Raw genomic sequence first — 13,568 nt, 5'->3', positions numbered from 1 at the left:
ATCTTAACCAATGTCTGCATCAATAGGCATTCTGCTAAAAAGACTAAGAAGGCATGCCTCGGAAGCATCAGCACGGCTTCAATATGTTCATTTTCTGCTGTTTTCGATATTGATCGGTTTTGCAGCCGCAATAGGGGCATACATATTTCGCTGGCTGATATTTTTCTTTCAGGACATTTTATGGGCTCAGGGGGCCGGTTTTCCAGACAGAATCTCGGCCTCCCCTGTCTGGGCGGTGCTGCTTATTCCTACTGCCGGCGGTATAATAGCCGGAGTGATAATACATTTATGGGGACCTGAAGCACGCGGTCCCGGAGTTCCTGAAGTTATCAAAGCCATTGCGGTACGCGGCGGCAGGATAAGACACAGGGTTACTTTTGTTAAAGCGGCAGTAACCAGCCTGCTGATTGGTTGCGGAGCTTCAGTGGGCCGCGAGGGGCCGATCATCCAGATCGGAGCATCACTTGCATCATCACTTGCCAGACTGCTGAAAATTACGCCGGAAATGCTGCCGGTATGCGTTGCCTCAGGAGCTGCGGCCGGTATATCCGCAACATTCAACGCCCCGCTCACCGGGACCCTGTTTGCCATTGAAATAATACTTCTGGATACAGAAATGTCCTATATAAGCCACATAATAGTGGCTTCTGTTACGGCTTCAGCTCTGTCTAAAATATTCTGGGGCGATTTCCCGACCTTTCAAATCAGCAAATTTCCATTCAGCAATTTTAATGAGCTGATAATTTTCTTCCTGCTCGGAGTTGTGGCCGGACTACTGGCAATATGCTTCATGGTGATGATCAGATCATCAGAAAACATTTTCAGCAGAATCAACTTACCGATATGGCTCAAACCGGGTCTTGGCGGACTGCTGCTGGGATGCCTTGCTCTTAAAATTCCCGGAGCTATGGGCGTTGGATATGATGTTGTAAATACCGGGCTGAACGGTTCCATGCTGCTTGATATGGCCCTGATACTGCTGCTGGCAAAACTCTTTGCAACGTCCCTGTGCATAGGATCTGGAATGAGCGGAGGTATCTTTGCTCCTTCTCTTGTACTGGGAGCGACTTTAGGAGTTTCAATAAGTTCATCGCTCAATATGCTTTTTCCCGGCCTTGCTCTGACTCAGGGACAGTATGCTCTTGTCGGTATGGGAACCATGGTTGCCGGCACAACTCTGGCCCCGATAACAGCTGTTCTTACTGTTTTTGAACTCACCTATTCATATAAAGTCATACTTCCAATGATGGTCGGATGTATCACCAGTGCCATGATTGTCAGATTGTTCTATGGATATTCCATATACGAAGGAAAACTTCTGCGCATGGGAGTCAATATTATCAGAGGCCATGAAGACAATATACTGGTCAACGTGAGCGTTGTTGAAGGGATGGAAACTGAATTTGACCTGCTGCATGAAACAGACTCCCTTGAACACGCTGCTGACATGGCTGTAAACTCAACTTTTCCACATTTTCCGGTAGTTGATAAAAATGACAGACTGACAGGAATAATAACTTTGCGGGATCTGAGGGGCTATCTGAAAAATCAGCAGGAGATACCGGGTAACGAAATAGTGGACACACTGATGTCCAGAACTCTTGTCACAGTCAATCGCAACACAAGCCTTAAAGAAGCTCTTTCTATTTTTGAAAAGACAGGGGTTTCATTTATGCCTGTGCTTGATAGTGATGGGAAAGTATCGGGTATATTAAAACCGTTTGAAGCCTTCAGAATGTATAGAGACAAACGGCGTAAAAACCATATCCTCTCCACTTCACGCTGAGGCTGAGAATACTACAAAAAATCCCCCCGCAACAGGCTGCTGCGGGGGGGATTAACTGCTTTAAAAAATAAATCAACAGATTCTGGGGAGCTGTTCTCCTTCAAGCATGTTTATAAGCCTTTTGCCACCAAGCGGAGTTTTAAGGACCACCTTTCCGGGGTTGGCATCGGTAATGGTTCCTATCCGGCAGGCATCTTTGCCCAGATCATCGGAGCGCATTATCTCAAGAGCTTTTTCTGCATACTCATCCGGCAGAATGCAGATAAATTTACCTTCATTTGCAAGATAAAGAGGATCAAGCCCCAGAAAAGAACATCCACCGGCAACTTCCGGGCGCACCGGGATAGCTGATTCTTCAAGTTCACAACAGACATTTGAAGCCGAAGTTATCTCATTCAGAGTTGTAGCCAGCCCACCTCTTGTAGGATCTCTGAAGACATGAATCTCAGGAATTTCTTTTATGAGTCGAACCAGCAGGTGACTGAGGCATGCGGAATCACTCTTTACATTTGACTCCAAAGACAGACCTTCACGGGTTCCGAGAATTGTAAGACCGTGATCACCCATTGTTCCACTGATGAGTACGGCATCACCTTTGCTGGCTCTGTCCCCTGCCGGGATCTGATCGGTTATGATTTCTCCAACTCCGGTGGTATTGATAAATATTTTATCCACACACCCTTTTGGAACAACCTTTGTATCACCGGTGACAATAGCAACCCCAGCGCCTCTGACAGCTTCTCCCATGGCGGATACGATCTTTTCCAGATCATCCATGGCAAAACCTTCTTCAATTATATACGCGCAGGTTAAATATTTGGGTACAGCTCCAATCATAGCAACATCATTCACTGTACCGTGAACAGCCAGCGAGCCGATATTTCCACCGGGGAAAAAGATAGGGTCAACAGTAAAACTGTCAGTACTCATCGAAATTCTAGCACCGGGTGAAAGCATGGCAGCATCATTTAAACGCTCAAGTTCAGGATTGCTGAAATGCTTAACAAAAAGATCTGAGATAAGCCTTTGTGAAGCCCTGCCACCTGAACCATAATCTAGAAGAACTTTGTCTGAAGCCATTTTTAATCCACTTTGTATTTGAAGTATGCAGCACAGCTTCCTTCTGTGGAAACCATACATGGACCGACAGGAGAAGCCGGAGTACAGGCCTTTGCAAATAAAGGACATTTATCCGGCCGTCTTTTGCCTTTTAAAACCTCGCCGCACTTACAACCCGGGAGAGGGGGACACTCTTTTATCTCGATGCCGAACATTTTTTTAGCATCAAAAGATTCATACGCCTGTGAAATTTCAAGTCCACTACCGGGGATAAGCCCGAGTCCGCGCCACAAGGCATCGGATACGGAAAAAACCTCTTCCATTATTTCAACCGCTTTCGGGTTTCCATTTTCTGAAACACCGCGCTGGTACTGGTTTTCAACTGTTAAATTCTGTTTATTGCGGTCACGAACCATCATCAGCAGAGCCTGTAGAATATCAACCGGGTCGAACCCTGTTACCACAGCAGGTTTTTTATATTTTTCACATATAAAATCGTATGGATGGATTCCTATGACAGTGGAAACATGGCCGGGCAGCAGAAACCCGTCAATCCTTGTTTCAGGATCATTGATAAGAATATCAAGAGCAGGAGGAACAACTTTATGAAATGACAGGACTTTGAAATTTTTAAGGCCCTGAGATTTTGCCATTTTTATGGTTGCAGCAATAGTAGGAGCCGTGGTTTCAAACCCCACCCCGATAAAAACTACAGTCTGGTCAGGGTTCTCTGCGGCTATTTTAAGGGCATCAAATGGAGAATATATTACTTTAACATTTGCTCCGTCAGCCTGAGCATTTTTAAGACAGTTCCCATTTTGTCCGGGAACCTTCATCAGGTCTCCAAAAGTTGCGAGGATAACATTATCCCGGGACGCCAGATCAAGGAAAGCGTTAACCTCTGACTCATGCGTAACACACACCGGGCATCCGGGACCGCTGAGATGCACCAGTTCTTCTGGCAGCACAGAATGCAGACCGCTTCTGAATATGGCTACGGTATGTGTTCCACAGACCTCCATAAACCGAAGCTCCCCGTCTATTTCATCGCGCAGGGTCTGCAACAATTTCCTGCATAAATCCGGATTACTGAATTGTTCTAGGATTTTCAAAGTCAAGGCTGTACCTCACAACTAATAGTTCCTGTTTTATTATTTTCCGCTAACAACCTGTTTTCAATATACCTATTACGAATTTGTAACAACCCTGTTATCCACTGCCAAATTGCACAAATAAAAAAGCGGCTTTTCCTGCTAGAGAAAAGCCGCTTCAAATTTAAATACTGGCTAGATACATCGATTTAAAACATCTTCAAATTCTTTTCTGTCTATGGGCTTTGTCAAAAAATAAGTTGCCCCCAGAGCGAGCAGGTTTGAAATCTCCGCTACTCCTACAACTGCAGACATTATAATAATTGGCATATCCATAAATTTAGAATCACCCCTTAAAGTCTGCACCAACTGCTTTCCATCCATTTCCGGCATCATGATATCCGTCACAAGAACATCAAAACGATTTTCAGCTTTCAGAGTCTCATAAGCGTGCTTACCATGTGGACTCACAAAGGCTGTATGGCCCATATCGTCAACAAAACGCGCCGCAAGTTTCTGGGATATCATATCGTCTTCGGCAATCAGAACTTTCACAAAATTTCCCCTCGCATGCTTTCATTCTAAAACGGTTTATGCTTCCCTTCAAAACCATGTAAAAAAAATAACTCTGTTTCTCAATATTAATATAGAATATAAATTATGTATAGACCATGAAAAACTTTTCATGCTACCATAAAAATTATAAAGAACTCCTGAAACTGGAAGATAGGAGATCCCGATATGGCAAAAAGTAACATATTACTTGAAAGTGGAACAAATGAACTCGAAATATTGGAATTTTTTATAGATATTCCTGAATCTGACGATGGTCCAGCTGAAAGATGCCATTTCGGAGTCAACGTAGCCAAAGTTATGCAGGTCATAGAAAGTCCTGATCTTGAGCACCCTGAATCAGCTGAAAATCCCTGTTTTCTGGGAACAATTCCACTTAGAGGCCATATTCTTCCTGTACTTGATCTTGCAGTATGGCTTGATTTGGAAAGAGAAATCAAGCCTTATGATATTGTTATCGTAACAGAATTTTCTCAAACTGTTTCCGGTTTCCTTGTTTCCGGGGTGACCGAGATACACAGAGTCGGATGGCAGGAAGTCTTATCCCCAGACAAATTTATGAGCAGTTTCGACCAGAGCTGTATTGTCGGCATTGTTGAACGTGAAGACCGCTTTATTCAGCTACTGGACCTTGAAAGTATTCTCGCTGATCTGGACCCGACTCTTGGCGGAAGCAGCGATAAACCAATGGCTGTGGCCTCAATTGCTTATTCTGCTCTTGTTGCCGACGATTCTCCCACAATAAGAGCCATGATTGAAGAAAGCCTTACCGCCGCAAATTTCAGGCATACTTCAGTCAGCAACGGAGAAGAAGCCCAGCGAATTTTGAAAGAATTTAAAGAACAGGCAAACCGAGACGAAAGACCTGTTACAGATTATTTAAACGCAGTAATCTCAGACATTGAAATGCCACTCATGGATGGTTTCAGCCTGACAAAATGGATTCGTGAAGACCCGGATTTATCAAGTATTCCAGTGGTCCTATACTCTTCACTGATAACAGAAGAATTAAGGCACAAAGGAGAATCCGTGGGTGCTGACGAGCAGGTTTCAAAGCCTGATCTTCATCTTCTCCCCGGAAAAGTTATCAACCTTATAGAATCCAAGCATTAATTTTTTTGCAGATTTTGCTGAAACAATCTCTTTTCAGATAAATTGATTGCGACTACAGTATGCTCTAATGATATGATTATTAAGTTTTGAAGGAGATTTTTTCTATATGGATGATGTTAGAGTTTACGGTGATGTTTCCGGATTTTCAGCTGAAGATTTTGAAGAAATACGGCATAGCCTCCCCTTTGAGAAAATTGTTTATGAAGATGGAGTGCTGAGTGTAGATTATGAAGGTCATTATATAGATATTGACGATTTTCTGGATGAAATAAAAAACAGACTGGACAGTAAAGGCTGGGCAAAAGTTGACTATATAGACCATGTTGAATGGAAACTGACCCGCTATGAAATGATTGACGGCAAATTCACTGAACGAGTTGTTAATGTTGATGCGGTGCTCGAACCCACAAAGAACGAGGCCGGACAAAGATAATTTCCTGATTCAAAAAAAACGCACATCCGAAAGAATGTGCGTTTTTTTTTGATAAAATATATATAAAATCAGTAGGTGATAATTCTTACAGCTACAGCTTTTGGAGCGCAATCTTCATCAATCACATCAAAAACAACTTTCTCCCCTACTTCAAGGGTCTTAAAGCCGTCTCTGATAATCTCCGAATAATGAACGTAAACATCCTTACCGGATTCATCAGCAATAAATCCGAATCCCTTCCGCTCATTAAACCAGTCTACAACCCCTTTATGTGACATGAAAACTCCGGCCGCAGGCCTGATATAATTTAACGATAACAAAGTTACCACAGAGGAATTAACGCATCCTGAAAGTTATCCGCCCCCTTGTAAGATCGTATGGTGACAATTCCACCTTGACCTTGTCGCCGGGGAGAATGCGTATATAATGTTTACGCATTTTACCGGAAATATGTCCCAGAATAGTATGCCCGTTCTGAAGTTCAACCCTGAACATGGCATTAGGTAAAGCTTCCTGAATTACGCCTTCAACCTCTATCGCATCCTCTTTAGCCATCATTATCCTCCATAAACGGCTATCTGATATATTATCTTAAAATAAAACAATTCCTGCAAAAGACAGTCTTCCATTATCAATATTAGCACCTGTAAGGCAATACCTACCATATACGATTCTGCCCTATAAAAAGGGCAAAAAAAAGTTTTTTTGACAACTCAATGATGCTAATATCTGTAAGCATAAAGATAAAAAAATCTTCTGCAAACAAAATGTCAGGCTAGGACCTGACCAAGGCACTGATATGGATAGAAATAAAGGACACATAGCTTTAATAGTTGATGACGAACAAAGTATCAGGGATACGCTATCATTTTTTTTAAAAGATGAAGGATATATTTCACACGCTGTAGGCCGCCCCAGCGAAGCTCTTGCTTATCAGAAAAAAAACAAAGTAGATCTGGCTCTTATTGATGTAAATCTTCCGGAAATGGATGGACTTGCCCTGGCTGAAAAAATGCTGGCTCATAACCGGGAACTGACAGTGATCTTTATTACGGGCATGGATTCATTTGACTATATGATCAGAGCCATACGCCTTGGAGCATACGACTATCTTAAAAAACCTCTGCTTCCGGGTGAATTAAATCTGGCTCTGGAAAGGTTTGAAGAACGCAGGGCTCTTCGCAAAAAAGTTCTTCAGGCAGAAAAAATGAACACACTGCTGGTTCAAAATATTCCTGTTATGCTGCTGAAAATAGACAGCGATCTTAACATAGCTTCCGCCAACCGAGCCTGTACAAGTATGCTTGGTTTCTCTCCGGAAGAATGTCTGGCTCAGGGATGGCTTGTTTCAAGAGTTACTGAAAACGATAAAATCAAACTCAGCAATGCCATACTTGATTCCCAGAAAAAAGGTTCACCCTTATCGGTCATAATAAAATTACGCCATAAGAATAACCGATTTGTATATGCGCTTTTTCAAAGTCTGCCTAAATTTGCCGATGATTCTGGACAGGATGGTTTTCGCTGTGCAGTTACAGACATAACTGACAGGGTTCTTTTAGAGAAAAAAATGATCCTCGATGAAAAATTAAAAACAATGGGAGCTATAACCGCAGAAGTTGCCCATGAAATACGTAATCCTTTAATGTCCATAGGCGGATTTGCCAGAAGGTTGCAGGACAGATTCCCTAAACTTGAAGAAGCGGATATAATTGTACGGGAATCATACAGGCTTGAAAAAATACTCAACCGGATCAATAACTACCTTTCGCCTATAAAATTTGAAATAGTTATGTGCAATGCGGTGGCAATACTTGATGAATGTCTGGCTCTGCTTGAACCGCAGATAACCGACCGAAAAATTTCATGCTATCCCCAATTCAGTGAAGATCTTCCTAATGTTTATGCCGATCCTGACCTGCTGCGCCAGATTTTCATAAACATGATTCTCGGCAGTACCAAAAATATACCTGAAGGAAGCAGACTGGATATACAGGCTGAAAAACACGGCGATTTTCTGGAATTAAGATTCAGTACACCTTATGTGGATGACAACTGCATTGATCCTGAGAGAATTTTCACTCCCTTTGAGGATGGTGGAATGTCCATAGGGATTCCACTCACCTACCGGCTGATAAAAAAAATGGATGGAGAACTAAACTTTTTGACTGAAGATTCAAATGCAATTTTCATCATAAATATTCCGGCATGCAGTGCTGACCAGAACGAATACCCAGGAAAAACAGAAGATGATGCCCTTATGCCTGAAAACCCTTCCGGGTCACTGGATACCCTTATCCAAAGGGAATGGCTGAGGTCGGCACGTGAAATAAAACCGATAGGCATAGTGACGCTTGAGATAGAAAATTCTGACAAGCTGTTTGATGATATTGAAGAAAAAAGATGTAAAAAAATATATGAAAATATTTTTAATGAATTGCAGGAAATTCTTAAGAGAGCTGGAGATTTTCTATCAACAACCGGGATAAGAACTTTTGTAGCGGTACTTCCCGGCACAGATAAAGAGGGGGCTGAGAATGTCGCAATGCAGATGAAGGCTAAAACAAGGGAAACCGTTTCCTCGGCAACCTCCACCCCGTTAACCGGGATAGAGGTTGTAACCGGAACAGCCTCTGAAATTCCTAATCCGGAACACATACCGGATGAACTGCTGGACAAGGCTGTTGAAGAAATGCGCAAACAGGCCGAACAGCTCCAGACAGAAAAAAACTAAAGCCTGTCAAGTATTGCAGCAACGGCTTCTTTCAGAGAACTTCTTTTGCGTCCGATGGCAGGAACAGCACCGGGATGAAGGCTCAGCATGGCACTGCGCTGATCTTCATCAAGAAGATCCCATTTATTAAGAATAAGGATGCGCGGAACTTCATACAGCTCCATTTCAGTGATTATATTTTCAACAGCGGAAATCTGTTCCTCAACTTCAGGGTGTGAGCTGTCAGCCACAAGCACAAGTACATCCGCAGCTTCAAGTTCTTCAAGAGTAGCCCTGAAAGCTTCTTTCAATTCTTTAGGCAACTCTTTAATAAACCCAACAGTATCTGTCAGGATTACTTCCTGATCCTGAGGGAATCTGATTCTGCGACTTGTAGGGTCCAGAGTTGCAAAAAGCTTGTTCTCAGCAAGAACATCACTATTGGTAAGCGTATTTAATATGGTTGATTTTCCGGCATTGGTATATCCGACCAGCGAAATGACCGGAACTCCGGCACGGGATCTGCGGTCTCTGGTAAAACCACGCTGCCGGCTGACCTTTTTAAGTTCAGATCCAAGACGGGAAATTCTGTCTTTGATTCTACGACGGTCAATCTCCAGTTTGGTTTCCCCCGGTCCTCTGCCGCCGATTCCGCCCATTAGTCTGGACATGGCCCTGTTTTTACCGACAAGACGCGGCATGGTATATTTGAGCTGGGCCATCTCAACCTGAAGCTTTCCGGCTCTGGTTGTGGCATGCTGGGCAAAAATATCCAGAATCAACTGGGTTCTGTCCAGAATCTTCCGCTCTGTAACTTCCACAAGATTTCGCATCTGCGCCGGTGAAAGCTCCTGATCAAAAAGAATCAGCTCCGCGTCAGCTTGTAACGCAAGGACTTCAAGTTCAGATAATTTTCCTTTTCCAAGAATAAATTTAGGGTTGAATTTTCTAACCCGCTGAACCATACGCCCTTCAACTTTGACACCGGCAGTATCAGCAAGATCCTCAAGTTCATCAAGAGATCTCTCCTGTATACTTTTAGGGTCCTGCGAAACACTTACAACTATCGCTCTTTCTCTTTTATCAGAAGTATCTCTGGTCTGATCAACCCTGCTGAATTCATCTTCAAGAGCTTTAACCTGAGCGGCAAGATCAATATCAGCAATATCCCAGCGCACAGGATCAAGCCGCATATACGGTTCTGCTCCAGAGTCGGGAGGCATCAGGTAGGCAAATTGTGCAAACTCAGGCTCGCCTTCAGCATCAGAGCCTAAAACAGTAACACTGTCCAGCCGCAGGAAGACCATATCCATGAGGTCTTCTTCAGACAGCTGCTCACCTGAAAGATGAGTATGCAGCAGCCTGAGCCCCCGGAGTCTTCCGGTTGACTGACGGGCTCTGGGAAGTTCCGGGATATAGATTGAACCGGGATCACCGATCAGAACCATTTCCGGTCTGCCCTGACGGTTTACAAGCAAAGCAATCTGACGGCCGATATCATAACTAAGGCGCACAATTTCTCGGGCCTGCTCGTTGCTGTATCCGCATGCGTCCAGATACCGACGATCACCAAGACGATTTATTCTTTTCAACTCGCTGGGTTTTAGGCCCTGCGTGTTTCCTTTTGCTTTTAAAGCTATGGTTTCATCCCCTTTTTTATCCTTTAATCAGGATAAATTGCAGCACGATTTCAGAATGTGCCGCGAAATAAAATTCATTACCTGATGTCATAAAACCGACATCAGAAATTTATTAACGTACAAAATGTATTTTATTAAGACTTCAAAACACGGGAATATCGTATCAGGTATTGCTAATGATAATACCGTACAGCAAAAAAGCCATATAAAAAAATTCTGACAAGCTGCAAAAAGTTGTGCTCAAGAAAAAAAGACACGGGAAGACCGAATGGCCTTCCCGTGTCAGATTTCATTACAAGCAAAAATAAAAGATGCTTTTAAGCATCATGAGAGCTCAGATATTCAGCAATCATGGAGTCATATTTAGAAACAAGACCAAAAGTTTCAGCGGCCAGATCTTTTCTCAATTTGAGAGAGACACAACCGTTGTTAGCCTTCATTTCTTCGATTATGCGCGGGTAGTGAACCGGATTGGGAACTACCAGTACAGAATGAAAATTTTTCGCAGCAGCACGAAGCATGGTTGGACCGCCAATATCAATCTGTTCAACAGCGTTTTTAAGATCCTGTCCTTCGCTTGCGGCCTTGGCAAAGTTGTAAAGATTGACACAAATCATATCGATAGTGCCAATACCATGCTCTTTCAGAGTTGCAAGATGTTCCGGGTTATCTTTATCCGCAAGAACACCACCGTGTACTCCCGGATGCAGGGTTTTAACCCGTCCGCCCATAATTTCAGGAAATCCAGTAAGATCGCTTACAGATTTCACATTGAGGCCGGAATCAAGAAGCATTTTTCTTGTTCCGCCGGTGCTTACGAGTTCAACACCGAACTTTGTAAGTTCAGCGGCAAAATCAGCAAGTCCGGACTTATCAGTAACACTGAGTATTCCACGCTTAACAGGCAACATATCCATAACAGAACTCCATATCTTTTTTGTGGAGTTGTGCCGGAATTACGCCTGAAAGGCAAGCTTTTAGTCCTTCTCCGGTAGCTGGGGCCGCCCTGCCCTTTGCAGCAAAGACAGGGCAGGCTCCAACCGGGAGGGGAATCGGCTATGTAATAAGAACTTACAAGCTAAATCTGAGCGAGAAGTTCTTTAGCCGCATCGTTTTCAGGATCTTTTTCAAGAATCCTTTCAAGCTGTTCTTTTGCCTCTCCTTCTCTGCCAAGGCAGATAAAGCATCCTGCGAGAGAATACCTGACTTCAAATTTATCAGGCTCAATTTCAAGGAAGCTTTCAAGGTGAGGCACAACCTCAGCAACTTTATCGGTCTCATGACCGACTCTAATAAGACCGAACAGAGCGACCATATTCGTCTTGTTGATTTCAAGAGCTGAAGCGAAATTTTTAAAAGCTTCCGCTTTATCACCGGTTTCCATCAGAATAAGTCCCATTCCGGCAAAGCTCTTATCAGTTGATTCAACTTCGTGAGCCTTTTTATAAAGAGCCATAGCGGCATCAAATTCTCCGCGTTGAACAGCGATTGTAGCCAGTCCTATATAAGGATCAGGATGCACGCCGTTAGAACCGACAGCCTTCTTATAATAATCTTCAGCCTTGTCCAGTTCGCCCATAAAAAGGTAACATTCACCGAGTTCTTTGTTAATTTCGTAATCGAGATGACTCATAATCCCCTCCGAAATCTGGTTTTACCGCTTTTCGTATGTCTGCATGCGGCATTTTTATTAAGCCATTATTGGCTGACTGGATTTAAGCAATACCCGTGCCAACACAAAAATCACCTTATCCTGCCATAAACAGATTCCATACTATTTTATGACACTAACCAGATAAGCATGATTAGTGCCGACAATAATTTCATACTATTACAGCTTATTAGGGACATGGCACGTCAATTGCTAATGTTTCTGCGAGCAATAAGAAAACTTTTCCCCCACGGAAAACATACACGGAAAATTTTGCAGGAGGACCCGATAATGAAAGGATTATTCCCGGAACATATGAGCGTTACCGCCAAGGTTATGGATTTAAGACTTGAGCGTCAAAATCTTGTCTCTTCAAATCTCGCAAACGTGACTACTCCCGGATACCGCCCGAAGCGTCTGGAATTTGAAAAGCAGCTCCAGTCTGCTCTCAACCTCGATGACAGAGGCAAGCTGACCAAAACAAATAAAATGCATGCTCCGGCTGCTTTCGATGCCAACAGTTTCAGCGGAGATCTCATTTCAAACTTTCAACCGCGTGTTGTTCACGGTGAAGATGCTGTGGATGTAGATAAAGAGATGGTCACAATGACCAAAAACTCCATGATGTACAATGCACTCACTCAGGTCATTAAAAAGAATTTTCAGGGAATGCAGAAAGTAATTTCTGACGGAGCAAGATAATGAACTTCTTTACCGCGCTGGATATCGGGGCTTCAGGGCTTAAGGCTCAGAGAACCTATCTGAACGTTATTTCCATGAACATGGCGAATGCAAGAACCACCCGGACTGAAGACGGTGGCCCCTACAGACGCAAAAGTGTTCAGATGGAATCCTCACAGCTGCTTTCACCTTTTGATAAAAGTATGAGTCAGGAAATGAACAGGCAGCTGCGCGGTGTAACTGTAAGAGGAGTTGTCAGCGACAGCCGTCCTTTCAGAGAAGTCTTTGAACCGAACCACCCCGATGCCGATGAAAAAGGAATGGTTAAATACCCGGACATCAACGTTGTCGAAGAAATGACAAATATGATTACCGTGATGAGATCCTATGAAGCCAACGCCCAGTCCGTTCAGGCCTCAAAGCAGATGTTCAACAAGGCAACTCAGATAGCTCAGGGCTAAATCACACTGAACTAAAATAAAACAGGAGCGTAATCATGGCTATAAGAAACGTTGCAATGCAGGCTTACACCAATGCACTGAATACTCAAAAAGCTGCACAGAAAAAAATTGAAAACCAGATGGGTTCAAGCAAGGCTCCAACTGAATCATTCTCAGATACGGTTAAAAATTCGATAGGCCGGGTCAACGACATGGAAGAGAACAAATATAAGATGATCACGGAATTCGCTTCCGGTGAGAATGAAAATGTGCATGAGCTTATGATCACCCTGCAGAAAGCCAGCCTTGCCATGCAGATGACAAGTGCAGTGCGCTCCAAAGTTATGACAGCCTATCAGGAAGTCATGAAAATGCCCTTCTAATATAT

15 protein-coding genes are annotated in these 13,568 nt (G+C 43.4%); 7 read left to right on the top strand and 8 right to left on the bottom strand.

Features of this window, described 5'->3' with window-relative positions; translation table 11 throughout:
• Positions 1–10: 10 nt before the first annotated feature.
• A complete protein-coding gene (locus G496_RS0109980) occupies positions 11–1,786 on the top strand; it encodes a chloride channel protein (RefSeq protein WP_051294970.1) in 1,776 nt (591 codons plus the stop codon).
• A 72-nt stretch (positions 1,787–1,858) separates the two neighbouring features.
• Here the strand turns inward: G496_RS0109980 and hypE are convergent, their stop codons facing one another.
• The 3 genes from hypE to G496_RS0109965 all read right to left on the bottom strand — a co-directional run bounded on the left by hypE (position 1,859) and on the right by G496_RS0109965 (position 4,491).
• A complete protein-coding gene (gene hypE / locus G496_RS0109975; RefSeq protein WP_027179165.1) occupies positions 1,859–2,866 on the bottom strand; it encodes a hydrogenase expression/formation protein HypE in 1,008 nt (335 codons plus the stop codon).
• A gap of 2 nt (positions 2,867–2,868) precedes the next feature.
• The gene (hypD, locus tag G496_RS0109970) at positions 2,869–3,957 is read right to left on the bottom strand and encodes a hydrogenase formation protein HypD (protein WP_425411671.1); all 1,089 of its coding nucleotides are present in this window, start codon (positions 3,955–3,957) and stop codon (positions 2,869–2,871) included.
• A 174-nt stretch (positions 3,958–4,131) separates the two neighbouring features.
• Positions 4,132–4,491, bottom strand: coding sequence for a response regulator (locus G496_RS0109965; protein ID WP_027179163.1), 360 nt, complete (start codon positions 4,489–4,491; stop codon positions 4,132–4,134).
• A gap of 186 nt (positions 4,492–4,677) precedes the next feature.
• On the opposite strand from G496_RS0109965, the gene G496_RS0109960 reads away from it, so the two are divergent.
• Complete coding sequence (locus G496_RS0109960; RefSeq protein WP_027179162.1) at positions 4,678–5,622, top strand: chemotaxis protein; 945 nt, start codon at positions 4,678–4,680, stop codon at positions 5,620–5,622.
• A gap of 106 nt (positions 5,623–5,728) precedes the next feature.
• Entirely contained in the window at positions 5,729–6,055 is a 327-nt protein-coding gene (locus G496_RS0109955) for a hypothetical protein (RefSeq protein WP_027179161.1), read from the top strand.
• Positions 6,056–6,123: 68 nt separating this feature from the next.
• Here G496_RS0109955 and G496_RS0109950 read toward each other — a convergent pair whose 3' ends face one another.
• Both G496_RS0109950 and infA read right to left on the bottom strand, forming a co-directional pair.
• Positions 6,124–6,333, bottom strand: coding sequence for a cold shock domain-containing protein (locus tag G496_RS0109950; protein WP_027179160.1), 210 nt, complete (start codon positions 6,331–6,333; stop codon positions 6,124–6,126).
• A gap of 58 nt (positions 6,334–6,391) precedes the next feature.
• Complete coding sequence (infA, locus tag G496_RS0109945) at positions 6,392–6,610, bottom strand: translation initiation factor IF-1 (protein ID WP_027179159.1); 219 nt, start codon at positions 6,608–6,610, stop codon at positions 6,392–6,394.
• Positions 6,611–6,854: 244 nt separating this feature from the next.
• Between infA and G496_RS0109940 the strand changes: the two genes are divergently transcribed.
• The gene (locus G496_RS0109940; protein ID WP_027179158.1) at positions 6,855–8,789 is read left to right on the top strand and encodes a response regulator; all 1,935 of its coding nucleotides are present in this window, start codon (positions 6,855–6,857) and stop codon (positions 8,787–8,789) included.
• Here G496_RS0109940 and hflX read toward each other — a convergent pair.
• From hflX to G496_RS0109925, 3 genes are all read right to left on the bottom strand, one after another.
• Complete coding sequence (gene hflX / locus G496_RS0109935; protein WP_027179157.1) at positions 8,786–10,360, bottom strand: GTPase HflX; 1,575 nt, start codon at positions 10,358–10,360, stop codon at positions 8,786–8,788. The two genes, G496_RS0109940 and hflX, sit on opposite strands and share 4 nt — an antisense overlap.
• Positions 10,361–10,725: 365 nt before the next feature.
• Positions 10,726–11,325 (bottom strand): IMP cyclohydrolase, encoded by a 600-nt coding sequence (locus tag G496_RS0109930; RefSeq protein WP_027179156.1) that lies wholly within the window; start codon positions 11,323–11,325, stop codon positions 10,726–10,728.
• A 161-nt stretch (positions 11,326–11,486) separates the two neighbouring features.
• Positions 11,487–12,041, bottom strand: coding sequence for a tetratricopeptide repeat protein (locus G496_RS0109925; protein WP_211233842.1), 555 nt, complete (start codon positions 12,039–12,041; stop codon positions 11,487–11,489).
• 309 nt (positions 12,042–12,350) lie between these two features.
• On the opposite strand from G496_RS0109925, the gene flgB reads away from it, so the two are divergent.
• Genes flgB through fliE form a run of 3 tightly spaced genes read left to right on the top strand, consistent with a single transcriptional unit; the run spans position 12,351 to position 13,563 of the window.
• Positions 12,351–12,761, top strand: coding sequence for a flagellar basal body rod protein FlgB (gene flgB / locus G496_RS0109920; RefSeq protein ID WP_027179154.1), 411 nt, complete (start codon positions 12,351–12,353; stop codon positions 12,759–12,761).
• Positions 12,761–13,201, top strand: coding sequence for a flagellar basal body rod protein FlgC (gene flgC / locus G496_RS0109915; protein ID WP_027179153.1), 441 nt, complete (start codon positions 12,761–12,763; stop codon positions 13,199–13,201). The genes flgB and flgC overlap by 1 nt, the downstream gene beginning before the upstream one ends.
• A 35-nt stretch (positions 13,202–13,236) precedes the next feature.
• Positions 13,237–13,563: a flagellar hook-basal body complex protein FliE gene (gene fliE / locus G496_RS0109910; RefSeq protein WP_027179152.1), complete on the top strand. Its 327-nt coding sequence runs from the start codon at positions 13,237–13,239 to the stop codon at positions 13,561–13,563.
• The last annotated feature ends 5 nt before the right edge of the window (positions 13,564–13,568 follow it).

Origin of the sequence: Maridesulfovibrio bastinii DSM 16055 (genome assembly GCF_000429985.1) — a bacterium.
Taxonomy (GTDB): Bacteria; Desulfobacterota; Desulfovibrionia; order Desulfovibrionales; family Desulfovibrionaceae; genus Maridesulfovibrio; species Maridesulfovibrio bastinii.
This window is presented reverse-complemented; position numbering and strand designations above follow the sequence as displayed.

Excerpts from the sequence above, each read along its gene's own strand:
- G496_RS0109940 (WP_027179158.1), top strand. The coding sequence starts at position 6,855 with ATGGATAGAAATAAAGGACACATAGCTTTAATAGTTGATGACGAACAA.
- G496_RS0109960 (WP_027179162.1), top strand. The coding sequence starts at position 4,678 with ATGGCAAAAAGTAACATATTACTTGAAAGTGGAACAAATGAACTCGAA.
- infA (WP_027179159.1), bottom strand. The coding sequence starts at position 6,610 with ATGGCTAAAGAGGATGCGATAGAGGTTGAAGGCGTAATTCAGGAAGCT.
- hypE (WP_027179165.1), bottom strand. The coding sequence starts at position 2,866 with ATGGCTTCAGACAAAGTTCTTCTAGATTATGGTTCAGGTGGCAGGGCT.
- flgB (WP_027179154.1), top strand. The coding sequence starts at position 12,351 with ATGAAAGGATTATTCCCGGAACATATGAGCGTTACCGCCAAGGTTATG.
- G496_RS0109980 (WP_051294970.1), top strand. The coding sequence starts at position 11 with ATGTCTGCATCAATAGGCATTCTGCTAAAAAGACTAAGAAGGCATGCC.
- G496_RS0109930 (WP_027179156.1), bottom strand. The coding sequence starts at position 11,325 with ATGGATATGTTGCCTGTTAAGCGTGGAATACTCAGTGTTACTGATAAG.
- G496_RS0109950 (WP_027179160.1), bottom strand. The coding sequence starts at position 6,333 with ATGTCACATAAAGGGGTTGTAGACTGGTTTAATGAGCGGAAGGGATTC.
- fliE (WP_027179152.1), top strand. The coding sequence starts at position 13,237 with ATGGCTATAAGAAACGTTGCAATGCAGGCTTACACCAATGCACTGAAT.
- flgC (WP_027179153.1), top strand. The coding sequence starts at position 12,761 with ATGAACTTCTTTACCGCGCTGGATATCGGGGCTTCAGGGCTTAAGGCT.
- G496_RS0109925 (WP_211233842.1), bottom strand. The coding sequence starts at position 12,041 with ATGAGTCATCTCGATTACGAAATTAACAAAGAACTCGGTGAATGTTAC.
- G496_RS0109955 (WP_027179161.1), top strand. The coding sequence starts at position 5,729 with ATGGATGATGTTAGAGTTTACGGTGATGTTTCCGGATTTTCAGCTGAA.